Source organism: Variovorax sp. P1_G12 (genome assembly GCF_056405555.1).
The window spans coordinates 87,556-107,615 of the sequence record NZ_JBFUBW010000029.1; the positions used below are offsets into that span (position 1 = coordinate 87,556).

Below are 20,060 nucleotides of genomic sequence, written 5' to 3' on the forward strand. Positions count from 1 at the left end.
GCCCCGCCACCTAAAATGCCGGGTCCCCCGCTGGCCCAGCCGCCGGCCGCAGTCCGTTCCAGCCCGTTTCTCCCTCGTCCCGAAAGCGCCCCCGCGATGTCCCAGCGCAAACTGTTCGTCACCACCGCCCTGCCCTACGCCAACGGCAAGTTCCACGTCGGCCACATCATGGAATACATCCAGGCCGACATCTGGGTGCGCTTCCAGCGCATGCAGGGCCACATGGTGCATTTCGTGGGTGCCGACGACGCGCACGGCGCGCCGATCATGATCGCGGCCGAAAAGGCCGGCAAGACGCCGCAGGAATTCGTCGGCGAGATCGCCGCCGGCCGCAAGGAATACCTCGACGGCTTCCACATCCGCTTCGACAACTGGCACTCCACAGACAGCAGCGAGAACACCGAACTCGCGCAAGGCATCTACCGCAAGCTGAAGGCCGGCGGCATGGTCGCCACGCGCACCATCGAGCAGTTCTACGACCCCGTCAAGGGCATGTTCCTGCCCGACCGCTACATCAAGGGCGAGTGCGCGGTGTGCCACGCGAAGGACCAGTACGGCGACGCCTGCGAGGTGTGCAGCAGCGTCTATTCGCCGACCGAGCTGATCAACCCCTACTCGACGCTCACCGGCGCCACGCCCGAGCTGCGCAGCTCCGAGCATTTCTTCTTCAAGCTGTCCGACCCGAAGGTGGTCGACTTCCTCAAGTCCTGGACCCAGGACGGCAAGCTGCAGCCCGAGATGGCGAAGAAGGCCAGCGAGTGGTTCGAGGCCGGCATGGCCGACTGGGACATCTCGCGGGAAGCGCCGTATTTCGGCATCGAGATTCCCGACGCGCCGGGCAAGTACTTCTACGTCTGGCTCGACGCGCCGGTGGGCTACCTGGCGAGCCTGAAGAACCACTTCGACAAGGGCCAGGCGGCGAACCACTGGCACGAGGCCTCGCGCACCGCGCAGAGCTTCGAGGACTTCGTCGCCGACCCGGCGGTGGAGCAGGTGCACTTCATCGGCAAGGACATCGTCTACTTCCACACGCTGTTCTGGCCCGCGATGCTGCAGTTCAGCGGCCGCAAGACGCCGAGCCAGGTCAACGTGCACGGCTTCATCACGGTCTCGGGCGAGAAGATGAGCAAGAGCCGCGGCACCGGCATCGACCCGCTGAAGTACCTGTCGATCGGCATGAACCCCGAATGGCTGCGCTACTACATCGCGGCCAAGCTCAATGCCAAGGTGGAGGATGTCGACTTCACGGCCGAGGACTTCATGGCTCGCGTGAACGCCGACCTGATCGGCAAGTACATCAACATCGCGAGCCGCGCCGCGGGCTTCGTCGCCAAGCGCTTCGCTGGCCAATTGGGCACGGTGTCGGCCGACGGCGCCGCCCTGCTGGCCACGCTGCAGGCCGCAGCGGCGCCGATGCAGGCGCTCTACGACAGCCGCGACTTCGCGCGCGCGCTGCGCGAGATCATGCTCCTGGCCGACAAGGTCAACGAGTACGTCGACCAGAACAAGCCCTGGGAACTCGCCAAGAAGGAAGGCATGGAAGCCCGCCTGCACGATGTCTGCACGGCCTGCATCGAGGCCTTCCGGCTGCTGACCATCTACCTCAAGCCGGTGCTGCCGGCGCTCGCCGCCGAAGTCGAGGCCTTCCTTGCGAGCGAGCCGCTGCTGTTCGCCGATGCCGGCCGGCTGCTCGGCGCCGGCCATGCGATCAGGGACTACAAGCACCTGATGCAGCGGGTCGACGTCAAGCAGCTCGACCAGCTGTTCGAGCCGCCTGTGTCCGAGGTGGCGGCCGCGCCCGAAGCGGCTCCCCTGCTGCCCGGCGGCGAAGGCATCGCGCCCACCATCACCATCGACGACTTCGCGAAGATCGACCTGCGGATCGCGAAGATCGTGGCCTGCCAGAAGGTCGAGGGCTCGACCAAGCTGTTGCACCTGACGCTGGACGCCGGCGAAGGCCGCACCCGCAATGTGTTCTCCGGCATCGCCTCGGTCTACCAGCCCGAGCAGCTGGTCGGCAAGCTCACGGTGCTGGTCGCCAACCTGGCGCCGCGCAAGATGAAGTTCGGCATCTCCGAGGGCATGGTGCTGGCCGCCAGCCACGCCGACGAGAAGGCGAACCCGGGCATCCACGTGCTGGAACCGTGGCCGGGTGCGACGCCCGGGATGCGGGTGCGCTAGGGCCTGTTCACCCTATTTCCGGGGATCGCGTTGCCACGCGAAGGGGCTGGATGCAAGGCGCCTGCGCGCAGCAAGGCTTTCGCCTTGCAAGCGCGGGCAACGCCGCAGACGGCCCCTTCGCGCGGCAACCCGAAGGGAAGGCATGCCAGGACGAGCCACTCGGCGTTGCACTCCTTGCATGTGCCAACGCACATGCCGCGTCGCGCGCCTTGATTGGCCCGTCCTGGCATGCCTTCGCGACCCCGGAAATAGGGTGAACAGGCCCTAGGTGAACAGGCCCTAACGCAGGTTGTTGACCAGCACGAGGTCGGCGAACACCTTGCCGCCGACCGAGATGTGCTCCCGCATGGCTTCCGCGGCCTGGTCCGCATGGCCCTGAAGGATCCATTCCACGACCCGCTCGTGCTCTCGTTGCGAGGTGGCCAGGCGTCCCGGCTTCTCGAACAGGCGCCCCCGGTAGGCGGCGATCCGCAATCGAACCGTCTGCGCCTGCTCGACGATGAAGGGATTGCCGCTGGCCCGATAGATCACGTCGTGCAGCACGGCATTGGCCGCCTGGTAGGCGCCTGCGTCCTGCGCGGCCGCGGCCGCGGCCGTTCCTTCCAGCGCCCCCTGCAGTTCTTCCCTTAGCGCCGGCCCGATGCGCAGCGCGGCCAGCCGCGCCAGCACCCCTTCCAGTTCGCCGAGCGCTTCCATCATCGCGACCAGCTCGCTCGCTCGCAGTTGATGCACGTAGATGCCGGACCGCGGAACGATGTCGACCAGGCCGCGGGCACTCAGCAACAGCAAGGCCTCGCGAACCGGCGTGCGCGAGGTGTTGAAGCTCAGGGCGAGCGCCTTTTCATCGATGGGCATGCCCGGCGAGAGCGTTCCTTCATGGATATCCCGCTCGAGTCGACTCCGGATCTGGTCCTGGAGGCTGCCGCTTTCGAGGGTTTTCGAGGGTTGCATGGCAATCACAATATTAGTTAACCTAACAGATATATCAACAAGTCTATTTCATACATCAATGCTGCCCTCCCTCGACATCGACGGCCAGGTCGCCACTCTGACGCTGCGCCGTCCGGAGGTCGCAAACAAGCTCACTCCACCCGATTTGCCTGAACTTCTGCGTCACTTCGACATCGTCAACCGCAGCGAACAGGTGTTGGTGCTGATTCTTCGCGCCGAAGGAAAGCATTTTTGCAGTGGCTACGATATATCAGAGGTGGCCGCCAGCAGCCAGACCGAGGGCCGCAGTTTCGGTGCGATGGTGGACGCACTGGAAAACTGCCGCGCCGTCACCCTCGCCGCCATCCACGGCGGCGTGTTCGGGGGCGCCACCGACCTGGCCCTGGCCTGCGACTTCCGCGTCGGCGGCAAGCGATCGGAAATGTTCATGCCGGCGGCGCGCCTGGGCCTTCACTACTACCAGAGCGGCCTCGAGCGCTACGTCTCGCGGCTGGGACTGGACACCGCCAAGCGGCTCTTCCTGACCGCAGAGAAGCTGGACGGCGAGGCGATGCGCGACTGCGGCTTCCTGACGCACTGGGCCGAGGGCGAATCCATCGCCGCGGAGGTCGACCGTCTGCGCGCCACGCTGACCGCGATGGCACCGATTCCGCTGCTCGGCATGAAGAAGCACCTGAACCGGATTGCCCAGGGCCGGGCCGATGCGGCCTCGATCCGCGACGAGGTGCAGCGTTCGGTCGCGTCGGAAGACCTCGCCGAAGGCGGCCGCGCCTGGAAAGAGAAGCGCCAGCCGGCCTTCAACGGCCGCTGACCCGACAACTCACAAAAAGACTGGAGACATCCCATGAACCGACGCCGTCTGATCTCGATGGCCGCCGCCGCATGGCTGGCGGCCCCCCTGTCCGCCGCCCATGCCGCGGACTATCCCGCCAGACCGATCACCTTGGTGGTGGGCTTTCCCGCCGGGGGCGGCGCCGACACGGTGGCGCGCATCGTGTCCGACAAGCTGGGCAAGGTCCTCGGCCAGGCCGTCATCATCGACAACAAGCCCGGTGCGGGCACGACGATCGCCTCGGACTTCGTGGCGCGCGCGGCATCGGACGGCTACACGCTGCTGCTCGGCAGCAGCAATCTCTATGGCAGCGACAAGCTGCTCTACAAGGGCGTGAAGTACGACGGTGGCCGAAGCTTCACGCCGATCTCCCGCTGGAGTTCGGCGCCGATGCTGCTGGCGGTCCACAAGGACGTGAGCGCCAGGACCGTGCAGGAACTGATCGCCGAGGCGCGGCAGAATCCCGGCAAGTTCGCCTATTCGTCATCGGGCAGCGGCGTCGTCACGCACCTGGCCGCGCTGTCCTTCGAGAAGGCGGCCGGGGTGAACATGCTGCACGTGCCGTTCAAGGGCGGCGCGCCCTCGCTGCAGGCGGTGGCCAGCGGCGACGTGCAGTTGACCTTCGGCACCCCGCCCTCGGTTCTGCCGATGGCCCAGGGTGGGAAGCTGCGCGTGCTCGCGGTCACTTCGGCGCAGCGCTCGCCGCTCTTCCCGGAGATCCCGAGCATGTCCGAGGCCGGCGTCAAGGACTACGACTTCACGTTCTGGTTCGGCCTGTTCGGACCGGCCGGCCTGCCGCCCGAAGTGGCGAAGAGGCTGTTCGACGCCAGCACGGCCGTGCTGAGCGACCCGGAGGTCAAGGCGCGGATGGAAAAGTCCGGCAACGAAGCGGCGCCCTCCAGATCGCTCGCCGAGTTCCGTGAATGGGCCCTGGCCGAAGGCGCGAAATCGAAAGAACTGACGGAGCGCTCGGGCGCGACCAACGAATGACGCACGACACCCCCGCCAGCGGCGGCCCGCTCCAGGGCTTCACCGTGATCGACCTGACCCGCGTGCTCGCGGGGCCCTACTGCACGCTGCTGCTCGCCGACCTCGGCGCGCGCGTGATCAAGGTCGAGCAGCCCGGCAGCGGCGACGACGCGCGCCAGATCGGGCCTTTCGTGGAAGGCGAATCCGCCTACTTCATGTCGGTCAACCGGAACAAGGAATCGATCGCGCTGGACCTGAAGGCGAGCGCCGACCGCGCGGTTTTCGAGTCGCTGCTCGCGAGCGCCGACGTGCTGGTCGAGAACTTCAGGCCCGGCACGATGGAAAAGCTGGGCTATGGCTGGGAGGCTCTTCACGCGCGCTTTCCTAAACTGGTGTTCACATCGATCTCGGGCTTCGGCCAGACAGGGCCGTACAGCAAACGTCCGGCCTACGACATGGTGGTGCAGGCCATGGGCGGCATCATGAGTCTCACCGGCCATCCGGGTTCGCCGCCCACGCGCGTGGGCGTCTCGATCGGAGACCTCGGCGCCGGGCTCTATGCGGCCATCGGCACGCAGGCGGCCCTGCTGCAGCGCGCCCGCACCGGCCGCGGCGAGCGCGTGGACGTGGCGATGCTGGACTGCCAGGTGGCGCTGCTCGAAAACGCGATCTCCCGCCTGGACGCCGATGGCCGAGCCCCGGGGCCGATCGGTTCGCGCCATCCCTCCATCACGCCTTTCGATGTCTTCCGCGCGTCCGATGGCTGGTTCGTGATCGCCGCCGGCAACGACACGCTCTTCCAGCGGCTCTGCGTGGTCCTGGACCTGCCCGCGCTGCGCGATGACCCGCGCTTCGCCACCAATCCCGATCGGTGCCTGAACCACGAGTGCCTCAAGACGATGCTCGAGGAAAGGCTGGCCTCGGCCCCCTGCGCCCACTGGCAGGACCTGCTGATGCGCCACAGCATTCCCACCGGCGCCTACAACGACGTCGCGGCGGTGGTGAACGATCCGCAGATCCTGGCGCGCGAGATGCTGGTAAAGCTGCGCACGCAAGGCGGACGATCGGTCACCGTGGCGGGCAATCCGGTGCACGTCGGGGCGCACCGCACGCCGCTGACCCGGCAGCCGCCGCGGCTGGATCAGGACCGCGACGCCATTCTCTCGGCGTTGCCGCGCTGAGACCCGGTCACCCTGCTTGCGCGCAAGTGGACAATGCGCGCATGCAGATCGCCTTCCTTTCTCGCCGCCGGCTCGCGGCCCTGGTCCTGGCCGCCGTCCCCTTGCTCCCGGGCTGCGCGGTGGTGAGCGTCGCGAGCACCGCCGTGAGCGTCGGCGCCGGTGCCGTGGGCCTCGCGGCCGACGCCGCCATCGGCACGGTGCGCATCACGGGCAAGGCAGTCGGCGCCGCCGCCGACGCGGTGCTGCCCGGCGACTCCGACTGACCGACCGATCCGGCGTCCACAATGACGCCATGACTTCGCACCTGAAGCTCGCGGCCTTCCGGCCCCGACTGATCGACGCGCTGGCGGGCTACGACAAGGACCGCTTCCTCAAGGACGTCGGCGCCGGCGTCACGGTGGGCATCGTCGCGCTGCCGCTGGCGATGGCCTTCGCGATCGCCTCCGGCCTCAAGCCCGAGGCCGGCATCTGGACCGCGATCATCGCCGGCTTCCTGATCTCGGCCCTCGGCGGCTCGGCGGTGCAGATCGGCGGGCCGGCCGGCGCCTACATCGTGATCGTCTACGGCATCGTCGACCGCTACGGCGTGGCGAACCTGCTGATCGCCACCGCCTGCGCCGGCGTGCTGCTGTTCCTGATGGGACTGTTCCGCCTCGGCACGCTGGTGCGCTACGTGCCGCTGTCGATCGTGGTGGGCTTCACCAACGGCATCGCGGCGCTGATCCTGGTCTCGCAGCTGAAGGACTGGCTGGGACTCTCGATCGCCAAGATGCCGGCCGACATGTTCTCGCAGATCCACACGCTGGCCACCCACCTCGGCAGCTTCAATCCGCATGCCTTCGCACTCGGCCTGGCCTGCCTGCTCGGCCTGGCCGCCTGGCCGCAGCTGCTGCTCGCCGGCACCTGGGTCGGCCGGGCGGTGCATCGGGTGCTGGGCCGCGCGGCGCGGTCGCGCGCCGCGCAGGCCGGCTCGCGCATGCCGGGGCCGATCGTCGCGCTGGTCACGCTGACGCTGGTGTCCTGGGGCTTCAGCCTGCCGGTGGAGACCATCGGCACGCGCTTCGGCGGCATCCCCGGCGGCCTGCCCGCCTTCGCGCTGCCCACGTTCTCGTGGGAGACGGTCAAACAGCTCGTGACCCCGACCCTCACCATCGCCGCGCTGGGCGCCATCGAATCGCTGCTGTGCGCCCGCGTGGCCGACCAGATCGGCGGGCTGCCGCGCCACGATCCCAACCAGGAGCTGATGGCGCAGGGCATCGCCAATGCCGTCGCCCCCTTCTTCGGCGGCATGCCGGCCACCGGCACCATTGCCCGCACCGTGACCAACCTGCGCGCCGGCGCCAACTCGCCGATCGCCGGCATCGTGCATGCGTTGACGCTGCTGGTCGTGGTGCTGCTGGGGGCGCCGCTGGCCCGGCACGTACCGCTGGCGGTGCTGGCGGGCATCCTGGTCTTCGTGGCCTGGAACATGGGCGAGTGGCGCGAGTTCTCCCCGCACAGGCTGCGCCTCTTCAGCCGCCACTACCGGCTGCTGATGCTGGGCACCTTCTTCCTCACGGTGGTGTTCGACCTCACGGTCGCGGTGCAGGCGGGCATCGTGCTGGCGTGCGCACTGTTCGTGACGCGCATGAGCCAGCTTTTCAGCGTCGAACTGGTGGCGCTCGAGCCGCCCGTGCTGACCTTCAAGCTGCAGGGCGCGCTGTTCTTCGGCGCCGCCGCCAAGCTCGATCCCGCCGTGACCGCGGTCGAGCGTGCACCGCGCGGCATGACGGTGGTGCTCGATGCGATGCAACTGTTCTTGATCGACGCCACCGGGCTCGACGCGTTGCGGCAACTGCACAAGGCGGTGCGGGAGCGCGGCGGTGTGCTGCGGGTCGAATCGCTGCAGGCGCAGCCGCTCGAGGCGTTCGAGCGCTCGGGATTTGCGGCGGACCTTGCGGCCCAGCCCGGCAACTGAACGCTCAAGGCACTTCGGTGTCGCGGTCCGGCGAAGAGCCCGCGCTGCTCACACGCTGGTCGTCATCCAGCGTGGCGGTGAACACCATCGGCGAATTCGGCGGCTGCATCCAGCGCCATTCCCAGGCGGTCTCGTTCTTGAGCGGATAGGGTGTGCGCCTGGCCGGCTTGCCCAGCAACCGGCGCAGGTCTTCCATCGCCATGCCCGGCTTCACCTTGGCGAAGTTCGCGGGCGTGAGCACCTGGCGCAAGGCCGTCATCCGGCCTTCGGGCCCGATCGTGATCATGTAGTTCTTCTGACCCTGCGGCTGGCGGTTGTACTCGAACACCCGGCCCTCGGGCGCATCCCAGATGTTCTCGGGCTGGCCGAAGCGTGCGCGCACGTCGGCCTCGGTCGCCACGCCCTCCTCCAGCTCCGCGATGCGCTGCGGGTCGCAGCCCACGAGGGACAGCACCGCGGCCAGCCAGCCCACTGCGATCCGCGCCCGGTTTCGTCGCCGCACCGCTCAGTTCTGCGCGAAGCAGTAGAGCAGGCCTGCGCCGCCGGTGCTCTTGAGCGCATCCAGGCTGCAGCCCCGGGTCGCATGCGAGGAGTTCCACGACGTCGACGCCGGAGGGGCGTTCGTGCCCATGCGGTTGTGATGGCCGACGATGGCCGAGCCGTCGCCGCTCTGGGTCCAGTTGCCGCAGGTCGTGTCCTTGCCATCGCTCGCCGCGCGGCCGTCGGGCGACGAGCCGGTCAGGATGTCATGCTGGTTGACGGGGTCTCCGCTCGCACTGACGACTTCGCCTTTTTCGGTCAGCGCCGTCTGCTTGTTGATCTTGTTGTCGCCATGCAGTTCTTCGATGTTGCTGGCGATCGGTTCGCCCTTGACGTTGTACCAGGGCCCGCTGCCGATCCGGTCGCGCGCATTCACGGCCGGGCTGGTCCCCGTCGCGGTGCTGCTGAGGTAGGCGCGCCAGGTGCGCCCGCCGGCGCCGACACTGGCTGCCAGGCTCTGGCAGTAGCGGTCGGCACCCGCCAGGCCGCCGAAGTCGGCACCCTTGCCCGGATTCACGCTGGTGACGAAGAAGCTCATCTTGCTCTGCGGCGTGGCGGGCCCGCTGCTGCTGCAGGCCCCCACCAGCAAGGCGGCGGCTGCGGTCGCGGCGAGAACCATCGAATATCGGCGCTTCATAAGCGTTTCTCCTGGGTTTGGGATCGGAGCCGCCACGCTAGCGCATGCCGACAACGGCTTCAAGGCGGATTCCACCCGGTAAAATCCGCGCCAAAGGTCCCAATGCAATGTCCATCTTCGCCCGCCCCCACTACACGTCCGAAATCACCAACTTCATCGAACAGATGAAGGAGCGGAAGCCGACGCTGGAGGCCGAACAGCGCGCCGGCCGTGCCCTGCTGTGGGACAAGCACCTCGACCGCGGCCTGCTCGAGGAGTACAGCGAGGCCAATGTGCCGCAGCAGCCCTACGTCTACCAGACCCGCGTCAAGTAAGTGACCATCCGCGCCGTTCCGGGTTCCGGCGCCCGCCGCCAGGGCGAGGGCGGCGCGTCGGGCAAAGGCGTCCGTTCGGCGCCGGACGAGGTCATCGCGGACGACGGCGCCGTCGTGGTCGCCGCGATGCCCGACGTCATCGACCAGGTCGCGCTGGCGCGGCTCTATGGCGAGCCGCTGTTCGCGCTGCCGAATGACCTCTACATCCCGCCCGAGGCGCTGCAGGTCTTCCTCGAGGCCTTCGAGGGCCCGCTCGACCTGCTGCTCTACCTGATCCGCAAGCAGAACTTCAACATCCTCGACATCCCGATGGCCGGGCTGACGCGGCAGTACCTGAGCTACGTCGACGAGATCCGCCAGACCAACCTCGAGCTCGCCGCCGAGTACCTGCTGATGGCGGCGATGCTGATCGAGATCAAGTCGCGCATGCTGCTGCCGCCCAAAAAGTCGGCCGAGGGCGAGGAAGCCGAGGACCCGCGCGCCGAGCTGGTCCGCCGCCTGCTCGAGTACGAACAGACCAAGCTGCAGGCCGCCTCGCTGAGCGCCATGCCGCACGCCGGACGCGACTTCTGGAAGGCGCAGGTCTACATCGAGCAGTCTCTCAAGCCGCGCTTCCCGGACATGAACGTCGTCGACCTGCGCGACGCCTGGGCCGACATCCTGAAGCGCGCCAAGCTCGTGCAGCACCACAAGATCTCGCGCGAGGAGCTCAGCGTGCGCGAGCACATGAGCATCGTGCTGCGGCACCTGCAGGGGCGGCAGTTCGTTGAGTTCGAGAAGCTGTTCGACGTCACGCGCGGCACGCCGGTGCTGATCGTCACCTTCATCGCGATGCTCGAGCTGGCCAAGGAAACCCTGATCGACATCACGCAGGCCGAAGCCTTCGCACCTATCTACGTGCGGCTGGCGTACACGCCGGCCTGAGCCCCACGCGTCCCGCCGTCGCGCGGAGCAACCGGACGCCGATGAAGTTCCCGGCTCGGCAGCACGGCTGATCGACAACCTCGAAATCGACACCTGAACCCGATGAGCTACAGCGTCAAGGAAATCTTCTACACCCTGCAAGGCGAAGGCGGCCAGGCCGGCATGCCGGCCGTGTTCTGCCGCTTTGCCGGCTGCAACCTGTGGAGCGGCCGCGAGAGCGATCGCGCCGGCGCCGTCTGCCGCTTCTGCGACACCGATTTCGTCGGCACCGACGGCACGCTGGGCGGCAAGTTCGCGAGCGCCGAGTCGCTGGCCGACACCATCGCCGCGCAATGGCCGGCCGATGACACCGCGCATCGGCTGGTCGTGCTGACCGGCGGCGAGCCGCTGCTGCAGGTCGATGCCGCACTGATCGCCGCACTGCATGCGCGCAGCTTCCGCATCGCGGTGGAAAGCAACGGCACCGTGGCGGCACCCGAGGGCATCGACTGGCTTTGCATCAGCCCGAAGGCGGGCGCGCCCTGGCTGCAGCGCTCGGGCCAGGAGCTCAAGGTGGTATGGCCGCAGCCCGGCCTGGACCTCGACGCGCTGCAGGCCGGCGGCCACTTCGCACACCGCTTCCTGCAGCCGATGGACGGCCCGGCGCAGGCCGACCACATCGCGCTGTGTATCGACACCTGCATGCGCCGCCCCGGCTGGCGCCTGAGCCTGCAGACTCACAAGCTGACCGGCATCCGCTGATCTCTGAACATGACGACCCTCGCGATGAACCCTCGACGATTCACCGTCAGCCAGCGCTTCTTCTTCGACGCCGCCCACACGCTCGAGCGCGCCATCGAGACCGAAGCCAGCCGCCGCATCCACGGCCACACCTACCGCGCGGAAGTCGCGGTCAGCGGCCCGCGCGATGCCCGGACCGGCATGGTCGTCGACCTCGGCCTACTGCGCCGGCGACTGGACGCACTGCGCGAACGGCTCGACCACCACCTGCTCGACGAAGTGCCCGGACTGGGAGCGCCGACGCTGGAAAACCTCTGCGTGTTCATCGCCGACGCCCTCGCCGACATGCAGCCGGCGCCCTCGCGCGTGCGGGTCTGGCGCGAGGCACTGGGCGACGAATGCGTGCTGGAGCTGGCGCCGCGCGCTTGAGCGCCAAGGCCGGCTCGACGAAGCCGGCGGTTCAGGCCGACTCGACGCCCGGCTCCCGCCCCATCAAATCCGAAACGGCCTGCGCAGCCTGTACGCGGCCGTCCAGCACGGCCACCACGCTGTCGGAAATCGGCATCTCGACGCCCATATGGCGCGCACGCTGCACCACCGCCCTCGCGCAGTAGACGCCCTCTGCCACGTGCCCGAGCGAATCCACCGCCTGCGACAGCGACCGGCCTTGCGCCAGCAGCAATCCGACCTTGCGGTTGCGCGACAGGTCGCCGGTGGCCGTGAGCACCAGGTCGCCGAGGCCGGACAGCCCCATGAAGGTGTCGGCCCGGGCGCCGAGAGCGACGCCGAAGCGGGTCATTTCGGCCAGGCCGCGCGTGATCAGTGCGGCCCGAGCATTGAGCCCGAGGTCGAGGCCGTCGGCCAGTCCGGTGGCGATCGCGAGCACGTTCTTGACCGCACCTCCGACCTCGACGCCGACGATGTCGTCATTGGCATAGACCCGCAGCGCCGGGCCGTGGAAGGCCTCGACCAGCGCCTCGCGCACGCGGGCATGCGGACTGGCGGCCACCAGCGCGGTGGGCCGGGCCTGCGCCACCTCCTGCGCGAAGCTCGGGCCGCTGAGCACGCCGGCCAGCAGCCCGGGCGCCACCCGGGCCTGGATCTCGTGGGCCAGCAGGCCGAGCTCGCCGGAGCCGGCCTCGGCCGGCTCGACGCCCTTCGAGAGCCAGGCCACCGGGCAGGTCGCATCGCGCAGCTGGCCGAGCTGGCCGCGCAGCGCCGCCATCGGCGTCGCCACGATCGCCAGGTCGGCGCCTGCCAATGCCGACAGCGCCGCGCCGGCCTGGAGGGTCAGCGAGGGAGGGAAGGCAAAGCCAGGCAGGTAGCGCGCGTTCTCGCGCGCCTGCGACATCGCGCGGACCTGCTCGGCGTCGCGCGCCCAGAGCGTGACCGCGTGCCGGCCGGAGGCATTGATCGCCAGCGCCGTGCCCCAGGCGCCGGCGCCGAGCACGCAGATCTTCATCGGCGGCAGGCGCTGGGCGGCGATTACTGCGTGACGATCGGCGAAGCCTGGCCGGCGGCCTGGGCCTGCTGCTGCTCGAACATCGCCTGGAAGTTGATCTCGGCCAGGTGCACCGGCGGGAAGCCGCCGCGCTGGATCACGTCGGCCACGTTGCCGCGCAGGTAGGGGTAGACGATCTGCGGGCAGGCGATGCCGAGGATCGGGCCCATCTGGTCTTCGGGCAGGTTGCGGATCTCGAAGATGCCGGCCTGCTTGGCCTCGACCAGGAACACGGTCTTGTCGTTGATCTTGGTCTGCACGGTGGCCGACACGGTGATCTCGAAGATGCCGTCGGTCACGGGCTGGGCGTCGACGCCGAGCTGGATGTCCACGGTGGGCTGTTCCTGCTCGAGCAGGATGGCCGGCGAATTGGGTTGCTCCAGCGACAGGTCTTTCAGGTAGACGCGCTGGATCTGGAAAACGGGATCTTGTGCTTGCTGGTCGGCCATGGCTCTAACTTTCGAGAATCAAAACGATGCCCGCCCGGGGTCTCCCGGAGCGGGCTGCTGGAAGTAACCGGTGATTATCGCCCGCCGGACGGGGGCTCAGGCGCCCTGCAGCAACGGCATCAGGCCGCCGCGCCCATCGAGCGCGACCAGGTCGTCGCAGCCGCCGACATGGGTCTCGCCGATGAAGATCTGCGGCACGGTGCGCCGGCGCGTGAGGTCCATCATCGTGGCTCGTGCCTGGGGATCGCTGTCGATGCGGATCTCCTCGATCTGCTCGACACCCTTGGACTTGAGGATTTGCTTCGCGCGAATGCAGTAGGGGCAGACGGCGGTGGTGTACATCTTGACGGCTTGCATCGGGACTATTTCGTGGAGTTTCAGGCCTTTTCAAGCGGCAGATTAGCGTCTTTCCACGACTTGAGTCCGCCCGCAACCGCTTGGGCTTGCTCATACCCGAGCTTCTTGGCCGTGGCCACGGCACGCTGAGCGCGCGACCCGCTCGCACAGACCAGCAACAATGGCAACGACTTGTTCTTGACCGCGGTCGGCAGTTTCTGCTCGAGCTGGTTGAGCGGCACGTTCTTGGCACCCGTGACATGGCCGGTCGCGAATTCTTCCGGCTCGCGCACATCGACCACCACCGCGCGCTCGCGGTTGATCAACTGCACCGCGCCCTGGGCCGTGAGCGAGCCGGTGTTCGCGCCGCGCACCATCGGCCAGGCCAGCATGCCGCCCGAGCTGAGCGCAATCAGGATCAGCATCCAGTTGTCGACAATGAATTTCACGGTGTTCCTTGAGTGGCAAACCCCGGATTTTAGAATGTCGGCTTTCCGCACGCGTTCCCAAAGGCCTCTCCCATGCACAAACTGGTACTGATCCGCCACGGCGAATCGACCTGGAATCTCGAAAACCGCTTCACCGGCTGGACCGATGTCGACCTGACGCCGACCGGCGTCGAGCAAGCCAAGCTGGCCGGCCGGCTGCTGAAGGCCGAAGGCTACGACTTCGACGTCGCCTACACCAGCGTGCTCAAGCGCGCCACCCGCACGCTCTGGCACACGCTCGACGAACTCGACCGCACCTGGCTGCCGGTGGTCCACTCCTGGCGCCTCAACGAACGCCACTATGGGGGCCTGCAGGGCCTGAACAAGGCCGAAACCGCCAGGAAATACGGCGACGAGCAGGTACTGGTCTGGCGCCGCAGCTACGGCACGCCGCCGCCGCCGCTGGAGCCGAACGACCCGCGCAGCGAGCGCGGCGACGTCCGCTACGCCAAGCTGGCGCCCGAGCAGGTGCCTTTGACCGAATGCCTGAAGGACACCGTGGCCCGCGTGCTGCCGTTCTGGAACGAATCGATGGCACCCGCGATCCGCGCCGGCCGCCGGCTGGTAGTGGCGGCGCACGGCAATTCGATCCGCGCGCTGGTGAAGTACCTCGACGGCATTTCCGACGACGCCATCGTGAGCCTGAACATTCCCAATGGAATCCCGCTGGTCTACGAACTCGACGACGAGCTCAAGCCGCTGCGCCACTACTATCTCGGTGACGCCGACGCGGCCGAGAAGGCCCTAGCCGCAGTCGCCGCGCAAGGCAAGGCGTAACAAAAATTCTTAATTTGTTCAAAGGGTCGCGGAACCCCGGCAGACAACTTGCTTCCAAGCTGTGTATATTGGTTTGACAGGCGACAAGGACACTATTACATGGGCCAGAAAATGAAGATCACCGGCTGGGTCGCCGCAGGCGCCTTCGCCGGCGTACTGACCACCGTCTCGTTGCAGACCGTCGCACGAGGCTCCTTGGCCCCCCTGCCCCTCGAGGAACTGCAGCAGCTGGCTGCGGTTTTCGGCATGGTCAAGAGCGATTACGTCGAGCCGGTCGACGAAAAGAAGCTGATTTCCGATGCGATCTCGGGCATGGTTGCCGGGCTCGATCCGCACTCGCAGTACTTCGACAAGAAGTCCTTCAAGGAATTCCGCGAAGGCACCACCGGCCGCTTCGTCGGCGTCGGCATCGAGATCTCCCAGGAAGACGGGCTGATCAAGGTGGTGTCGCCGATCGAGGGTTCGCCGGCGTTTCGCGCCGGCCTCAAGCCGAACGACCTGATCACCAAGATCGACGACACGGCCGTGCGCGGCCTGTCGCTCAACGAGGCCGTCAAGCGCATGCGCGGCGAGGCCAACACCAAGGTGCTGTTGACGATCTTCCGCAAGGACGAGAACCGCACCTTCCCGGTCACGATCACGCGCGAGGAAATCCGCACGCAGTCGGTCCGCGGCAAGGTCATGGAGCCCGGCTACGCCTGGATCCGCCTGTCGCAGTTCCAGGAGCGCACCGTCGACGACTTCGTCAAGAAGGTCGAAGAGATCTACAAGCAGGACCCCAACCTCAAGGGCCTGGTGCTCGACCTGCGCAACGATCCGGGCGGCCTGCTCGACGCCGCGGTGGCGATCTCGGCGGCCTTCCTGCCCGAGAACGTCACGGTGGTGTCGACCGACGGCCAGCTGGCCGAGAGCAAGTCGATCTACAAGGCCGCGCCCGAGTTCTACCAGCGCCGTGCCGGCAGCGATCCGCTGCGCAACCTCCCGGCGGGGCTCAAGACCGTGCCGCTGGTGGTGCTCGTCAACGAAGGCTCGGCCTCGGCCAGCGAAATCGTCGCCGGCGCCCTGCAGGATCACAAGCGCGCCACCATCATGGGCAGCCAGACCTTCGGCAAGGGCTCGGTGCAGACCGTGCGCCCGCTCGGCCCCGACACCGGCCTCAAGATCACGACCGCGCGCTACTACACGCCCAGCGGCACGTCGATCCAGGCCAAGGGCATCGTGCCCAACGTGCTGGTCGACGAAAGCGCCGAGGGCAGCCCCTTCGCCGCGCTGCGCATGCGCGAGGCCGACCTCGAGAAGCACCTGGCCAGCGGCCAGGGCCCCGAAAGCAAGGACCCCGAGCGCGAGAAGGCCCGCGACGAAGCCCGCAAGCGCCTCGAGGAAGAAGCCAAGAAGCCGCCGCAGGACCGCAAGGTGCCCGAATTCGGCGCGACCGACGACTTCGCTCTGGCGCAGGCCGTCAAGAGCCTGAAGGGCCAGCCGGTGCTCGTGAGCAAGACGCAGGTCATCATCGACAACAAGGAAGAGAAAAAGGACAACTGATCCCCGGGCGGCTCCCGCGGGAGCCACGCCCCGGCGACAGGCGCGGCGCATGGAAGACCAGGACCTGCTGCGCTACTCGCGCCACATCCTGCTGGAGGAATTCGGCATCGACGGACAGGCGCGCGTGAGTGCCGCGCACGCGCTCGTGATCGGCGCCGGCGGGCTCGGCTCGCCCGCCCTGCTCTACCTGGCCGCGGCCGGCGTCGGCCGCATCACGCTGGTCGATGACGACGACCTCGACCTCACCAATCTCCAACGCCAGATCGCCCACACCACGGCGCGCGTCGGCATGCCCAAGGTCGAGTCCGCGGCCGCCGCGATGCAGGCGATCAACCCGGACATCACCATCGAGACTCACCGCCTGCGGGCCGACGACGAATTGCTCGACAGGCTGGTGTCGACCGCCGACGTGGTGCTCGACTGCAGCGACAACTTCGCGACGCGCCATTCGGTGAACCGCGCCTGCGTCGCCCATGCCAGGCCCCTGGTGGCGGGTGCGGCGATCCGCTTCGACGGCCAGCTGAGCGTCTACGACACACGCGATGCGGCCTCGCCCTGCTACGCCTGCCTCTTTCCGCCGGAGGCCGAATTCGAGGAAACGCGCTGCGCCGTGCTCGGCGTCTTCGCACCGGTGGTCGGCACCATCGGCACCCTGCAGGCCAGTGAAGCCCTGAAGCTGCTCGCCGGGATCGAGCCCTCGCTGGCCGGCCGCCTGCTGATGTTCGATGGCCGCCGCAGCGCGTTTGACACGCTCGGTGTCGCGCGCGATCCGGCCTGCGGCGTGTGCGGGCACCGCCCGCCCTAGCCTCCGCCGGACGGACGCTGCCTGGCTCTGGCCGCGCCGGCCGCTGCAGCGCGCGAGGACGGCTTCTTCGCCTCGGCCAGCACCTGCGTGCAGTCCGCGTCCTTTCCCGGCCCCGTTTCCACGGTCGCGGCCAACGCCAGCAGGGGATTGATCGCGGCCAGTGCGATCGCCGCGGCACCGCGCGCCGCCAGCGGACCGACCTGGACACCCGCCTTCGGCGCCGCGAAGCTGCCATGCATCCGCAGCGGCGAGCGCGCGGCCAGGATGCTCTTGTCCTTGGGCTGCGGCTTCACCACGAGATCGATGCTTTCGCTGGCCAGGTTGATGTAGCCGCTGCCGTGGAACACCGTGTCGGACGTGTCGAGGACCAGGCTGCGACCGTTCATCACGCCCTTGTCGACATCGAAGGCCATGGCGCCACAGCGGAGTTCGACGGCGCGATCGCCCTCGAGCATGAACTTGATGATCTCGCCGCCGTCGAGCCCGAGGAATTCCAGCAGCAGGTTGCTGAACTGGCCGCGCCCCGTGATGGCCGCGACATCGCCCGAGGCGCCGGCCAGCCAATGCGCCATCGAGTTGCCGCGGCCGGACAAATTGATCCGCCCATCGAGCCTGCCGAAGCTCGTCTTCAGGGTCTCGATCTTGGGGATCAGCCGGTTGAGCTGCATCGCGCGGATGTCCAGTGACGCCCTGATGTCGGCCGGGTTCTGGGTCGCGTCGATGCGGATCGACCCGGCGATCCTGCCGCTGGCCACGCCGAGGTCGAGCGGGTCGAGCGTCAGCACGCCGTCCTTGAGTGCCACCTGCACGCTGCCCTTGTCCATCGGCAGCTCGCGCACGTTCTGGATCCGATCCGCGGTGTACGAGACGTCGGCATTCATGGCTTGAAGGCGCTCGAAGTCCAGCGTCGCGTCCGGCAGCACCTTGCGTCCGGGGTCGACCGGCTTGCCCTTGCCGGCGTGCAGGATCGCGGGCGGCGGTGCCACGCCTTCGACCGCGTTGGCCGACCGCGCGGTGGGCGGCAGACCGATGAACGGGCCGAGGTCGTCCATGTCCAGCACGCGCGAGCGCAGGGTGCCGCTCAGGTGAGGACGTTTCTGTGACTTGTCGAACTGCATGTCCCCGTGGATGTCCGAGAGACCCAGTCGGCCCTTCAGGCCGCGCACCTCCCAAAGAGAGGCCTTCTTGCGCAAGTTGCCGCTCAACACGTAGGGCGGGGTCTGGGGCAGTGCGATGCCCAGGACCGGGTAGAGGCGGCCCAGGTTCTGGCCTCTCATCTCGACCTCGGCGTCGAGACCGTCGAGGTCGGCCAGCGCGACCACCGTGCCACGCGCCTGGAGCCGGGTCTGGCCGGTCTTCAGATCGATCTCGATCGGAAATGGCGGCCGCCCCACGGCATCGAGCTGCAAGACGTTGCCGGTGCGACCCGAGGCGGTGAGCGGCTCGCTCCGGTAGCGACCCTCGAGCTCATAGCTCAACGGCATCTCGCCGCGGCGGCTGTCGAAGCTGAACGCGGCATGCAGATCCAGGTCGAGCGAGGTCGCGCGGAAATCGATCGTGCCGCCATCGACCTCGATCCGTCCGATGCTCGGCACCGTGCCGGCGTCCGAACCGTCCTTGCCCAGGGCCCAGGTGCGGCGGCCGTCCTCCTCCACCTGCAGTCCGAGCGATGGCGAGCTCAACGCCAGCCGCGGCAGCACGATACGGCCTGCCAGGAGCTGCCAGAAGCGGATGTCGAATTCAGCCCGCTCGGCACGGACCAGGTAGGGGTCGCGCGCCCAGCGGGGATTGGCGAACTCGATGCCGTCGAGCCTGACCGTGGCAACCCGCCAGCCCAGGTCGACGTCGAGCCGCCGAACGATCTCGAACTTGCGCCCGGTGCGCTCGCTGACATAGCGATTGAGAGGCTCGCGCAACTGGTCCCACGGGAAAAAGCTGAGCGCCAGCCACAGCGCCGCGAGCAAGCTCAGCACGACGGCGCCGAGCTTGATCCCCATCCGGCGGCGCGACGAGATTGCGGCGGTCGCAGTCTGCACCCGCGCCCTTCACTCGATCGGAGCGGCTGCGCGCGCCGACACCCCGTTCCCGGCCGGCTTGGCGAGCAGGCAGACGACGGACACGCCGGCGGCAGCCGCGGTCGTGGCAGCCTCGGCCAGCCGCAGTTCAGCCACAGCCGGCTCGCCGCCCGCGATCACGAATCCGGCGACGAGGGCAAGGATCGATGCGGCGACATAGCTCCAGACGATGTTCATGCTGCACCTTGCGGATGGACGGACAAATCACCGAAAAAAGAACTGCGCGGGCGAGTGCCCCGCAGCCGTGCCACAGCTTAGAACAACCGTCCGCCCGACGGAGTCGGCCACCGGCCGATATCGCTGTGGGGCGCGGCCTACGGGGGTCTCGTACTCGGTCGTAAGAACCAGCCTACAGCGTCCGATCGCGCAAGCCTTCATGATGCAGGCAGATCTTCACTAGCATCGCGAAGGCCTGCTTCCCTAGGGGTAAGCCTGGCTCCGAAGGGCGCACCAGGGGCAGCGGTTCTCATGGACCCAAGATTGAAAACCTACATCGTCGAAGACAACGTCACGATCCGAGAGAATCTCGTCGGTACCTTGGAGGAGCTCACGTGCATCGCGGCCATCGGTTATGCCGAGACCGAGGCGGAGGCCAGCCAATGGCTCGTCGATCATGCCGACGAGTGGGAACTGGCCATCGTCGATCTGTTCCTGAAGCAGGGAAGCGGACTTGGCGTGCTGCAGACCTGTCTGGCGCGCCGGCCGAATCAGAAGGTTGTGGTGCTCAGCAACTACGCCACCCCCGACATCCGCAAACGCTGCGCCCAGTTCGGCGTCGATGCGGTGTTCGACAAGTCGAACGAGATCGACGGCCTGATCGACTTCTGCATCGCGCAGGCCGCCGCCCGCACTGCATGAGTTGCTCGCCCCCAGGTTGCCCG

General features: G+C 67.9%; 23 protein-coding genes. 14 read left to right on the forward strand and 9 right to left on the reverse strand.

Translation table 11 applies throughout. From position 1 onward, the window contains the following. Window positions 1–96 precede the first annotated feature (96 nt). Entirely contained in the window at window positions 97–2,181 is a 2,085-nt protein-coding gene (gene metG, locus AC1D2O_RS27970) for a methionine--tRNA ligase (protein ID WP_478158248.1), read from the forward strand. Between the two features lie 279 nt (window positions 2,182–2,460). Here metG and AC1D2O_RS27975 read toward each other — a convergent pair whose 3' ends face one another. Next, window positions 2,461–3,132 carry a GntR family transcriptional regulator gene (locus AC1D2O_RS27975; RefSeq protein ID WP_478089758.1) on the reverse strand — a complete coding sequence of 224 codons (672 nt, stop codon included), beginning with the start codon at window positions 3,130–3,132 and terminating at the stop codon, window positions 2,461–2,463. A 58-nt stretch (window positions 3,133–3,190) separates the two neighbouring features. Between AC1D2O_RS27975 and AC1D2O_RS27980 the strand changes: the two genes are divergently transcribed. Genes AC1D2O_RS27980 through AC1D2O_RS28000 form a run of 5 tightly spaced genes read left to right on the forward strand, consistent with a single transcriptional unit; the run spans window position 3,191 to window position 8,071 of the window. Beyond that, window positions 3,191–3,943, forward strand: coding sequence for an enoyl-CoA hydratase/isomerase family protein (locus AC1D2O_RS27980; RefSeq protein WP_478089767.1), 753 nt, complete (start codon window positions 3,191–3,193; stop codon window positions 3,941–3,943). Between the two features lie 57 nt (window positions 3,944–4,000). Continuing rightward, the gene (locus AC1D2O_RS27985; RefSeq protein ID WP_478158252.1) at window positions 4,001–4,954 is read left to right on the forward strand and encodes a Bug family tripartite tricarboxylate transporter substrate binding protein; all 954 of its coding nucleotides are present in this window, start codon (window positions 4,001–4,003) and stop codon (window positions 4,952–4,954) included. Then, window positions 4,951–6,114, forward strand: a complete 1,164-nt coding sequence (locus AC1D2O_RS27990; RefSeq protein ID WP_478158249.1) for a CaiB/BaiF CoA transferase family protein — start codon at window positions 4,951–4,953, stop codon at window positions 6,112–6,114. Before AC1D2O_RS27985 ends, AC1D2O_RS27990 begins: the two co-directional genes overlap by 4 nt. A gap of 41 nt (window positions 6,115–6,155) precedes the next feature. Further along, a complete protein-coding gene (locus AC1D2O_RS27995) occupies window positions 6,156–6,377 on the forward strand; it encodes a hypothetical protein (protein ID WP_478094996.1) in 222 nt (73 codons plus the stop codon). 29 nt (window positions 6,378–6,406) lie between these two features. Then, window positions 6,407–8,071 (forward strand): SulP family inorganic anion transporter, encoded by a 1,665-nt coding sequence (locus tag AC1D2O_RS28000; RefSeq protein ID WP_478158250.1) that lies wholly within the window; start codon window positions 6,407–6,409, stop codon window positions 8,069–8,071. Window positions 8,072–8,075: 4 nt separating this feature from the next. Here the strand turns inward: AC1D2O_RS28000 and AC1D2O_RS28005 are convergent, their stop codons facing one another. Beyond that, complete coding sequence (locus AC1D2O_RS28005) at window positions 8,076–8,549, reverse strand: outer membrane protein assembly factor BamE (protein ID WP_478094403.1); 474 nt, start codon at window positions 8,547–8,549, stop codon at window positions 8,076–8,078. Between the two features lie 27 nt (window positions 8,550–8,576). Further along, window positions 8,577–9,248 carry a hypothetical protein gene (locus tag AC1D2O_RS28010; protein WP_478094399.1) on the reverse strand — a complete coding sequence of 224 codons (672 nt, stop codon included), beginning with the start codon at window positions 9,246–9,248 and terminating at the stop codon, window positions 8,577–8,579. Window positions 9,249–9,355: 107 nt separating this feature from the next. Here AC1D2O_RS28010 and AC1D2O_RS28015 point away from each other — a divergent pair, with 107 nt between their 5' ends. From AC1D2O_RS28015 to AC1D2O_RS28030, 4 genes are all read left to right on the forward strand, one after another. Further along, window positions 9,356–9,562, forward strand: coding sequence for a DUF3460 family protein (locus AC1D2O_RS28015; protein WP_442285461.1), 207 nt, complete (start codon window positions 9,356–9,358; stop codon window positions 9,560–9,562). 126 nt (window positions 9,563–9,688) lie between these two features. Further along, window positions 9,689–10,486, forward strand: a complete 798-nt coding sequence (locus AC1D2O_RS28020; RefSeq protein WP_478158253.1) for a segregation and condensation protein A — start codon at window positions 9,689–9,691, stop codon at window positions 10,484–10,486. A 102-nt stretch (window positions 10,487–10,588) separates the two neighbouring features. Beyond that, window positions 10,589–11,227: a 7-carboxy-7-deazaguanine synthase gene (gene queE / locus AC1D2O_RS28025; protein WP_478090817.1), complete on the forward strand. Its 639-nt coding sequence runs from the start codon at window positions 10,589–10,591 to the stop codon at window positions 11,225–11,227. 9 nt (window positions 11,228–11,236) lie between these two features. Beyond that, window positions 11,237–11,635 carry a 6-pyruvoyl trahydropterin synthase family protein gene (locus AC1D2O_RS28030; protein ID WP_478090816.1) on the forward strand — a complete coding sequence of 133 codons (399 nt, stop codon included), beginning with the start codon at window positions 11,237–11,239 and terminating at the stop codon, window positions 11,633–11,635. Window positions 11,636–11,666: 31 nt separating this feature from the next. Here the strand turns inward: AC1D2O_RS28030 and AC1D2O_RS28035 are convergent, their stop codons facing one another. The 4 genes from AC1D2O_RS28035 to AC1D2O_RS28050 all read right to left on the reverse strand — a co-directional run bounded on the left by AC1D2O_RS28035 (window position 11,667) and on the right by AC1D2O_RS28050 (window position 13,941). Further along, window positions 11,667–12,668, reverse strand: coding sequence for an NAD(P)H-dependent glycerol-3-phosphate dehydrogenase (locus AC1D2O_RS28035; RefSeq protein ID WP_478090815.1), 1,002 nt, complete (start codon window positions 12,666–12,668; stop codon window positions 11,667–11,669). Window positions 12,669–12,691: 23 nt separating this feature from the next. Continuing rightward, window positions 12,692–13,156, reverse strand: a complete 465-nt coding sequence (gene secB / locus AC1D2O_RS28040) for a protein-export chaperone SecB (protein ID WP_478090814.1) — start codon at window positions 13,154–13,156, stop codon at window positions 12,692–12,694. 96 nt (window positions 13,157–13,252) lie between these two features. Next, window positions 13,253–13,513, reverse strand: coding sequence for a glutaredoxin 3 (gene grxC / locus AC1D2O_RS28045; protein WP_478090813.1), 261 nt, complete (start codon window positions 13,511–13,513; stop codon window positions 13,253–13,255). A 20-nt stretch (window positions 13,514–13,533) separates the two neighbouring features. Then, window positions 13,534–13,941: a rhodanese-like domain-containing protein gene (locus AC1D2O_RS28050; RefSeq protein WP_478090812.1), complete on the reverse strand. Its 408-nt coding sequence runs from the start codon at window positions 13,939–13,941 to the stop codon at window positions 13,534–13,536. 72 nt (window positions 13,942–14,013) lie between these two features. On the opposite strand from AC1D2O_RS28050, the gene gpmA reads away from it, so the two are divergent. The 3 genes from gpmA to AC1D2O_RS28065 all read left to right on the forward strand — a co-directional run bounded on the left by gpmA (window position 14,014) and on the right by AC1D2O_RS28065 (window position 17,104). Then, the gene (gpmA, locus tag AC1D2O_RS28055) at window positions 14,014–14,757 is read left to right on the forward strand and encodes a 2,3-diphosphoglycerate-dependent phosphoglycerate mutase (RefSeq protein ID WP_478090811.1); all 744 of its coding nucleotides are present in this window, start codon (window positions 14,014–14,016) and stop codon (window positions 14,755–14,757) included. 99 nt (window positions 14,758–14,856) lie between these two features. Beyond that, window positions 14,857–16,299 (forward strand): S41 family peptidase, encoded by a 1,443-nt coding sequence (locus tag AC1D2O_RS28060; protein ID WP_478090810.1) that lies wholly within the window; start codon window positions 14,857–14,859, stop codon window positions 16,297–16,299. 49 nt (window positions 16,300–16,348) lie between these two features. Continuing rightward, the gene (locus tag AC1D2O_RS28065; RefSeq protein WP_478090809.1) at window positions 16,349–17,104 is read left to right on the forward strand and encodes a HesA/MoeB/ThiF family protein; all 756 of its coding nucleotides are present in this window, start codon (window positions 16,349–16,351) and stop codon (window positions 17,102–17,104) included. Here the strand turns inward: AC1D2O_RS28065 and AC1D2O_RS28070 are convergent. Beyond that, a complete protein-coding gene (locus AC1D2O_RS28070; RefSeq protein WP_478090819.1) occupies window positions 17,101–19,101 on the reverse strand; it encodes an AsmA family protein in 2,001 nt (666 codons plus the stop codon). The two genes, AC1D2O_RS28065 and AC1D2O_RS28070, sit on opposite strands and share 4 nt — an antisense overlap. Before the next feature lie 48 nt (window positions 19,102–19,149). After that, window positions 19,150–19,356, reverse strand: a complete 207-nt coding sequence (locus tag AC1D2O_RS28075) for a hypothetical protein (protein ID WP_478090808.1) — start codon at window positions 19,354–19,356, stop codon at window positions 19,150–19,152. Between the two features lie 291 nt (window positions 19,357–19,647). Here AC1D2O_RS28075 and AC1D2O_RS28080 point away from each other — a divergent pair, with 291 nt between their 5' ends. After that, window positions 19,648–20,037 carry a response regulator gene (locus AC1D2O_RS28080; RefSeq protein ID WP_478090807.1) on the forward strand — a complete coding sequence of 130 codons (390 nt, stop codon included), beginning with the start codon at window positions 19,648–19,650 and terminating at the stop codon, window positions 20,035–20,037. Window positions 20,038–20,060 lie beyond the last annotated feature (23 nt).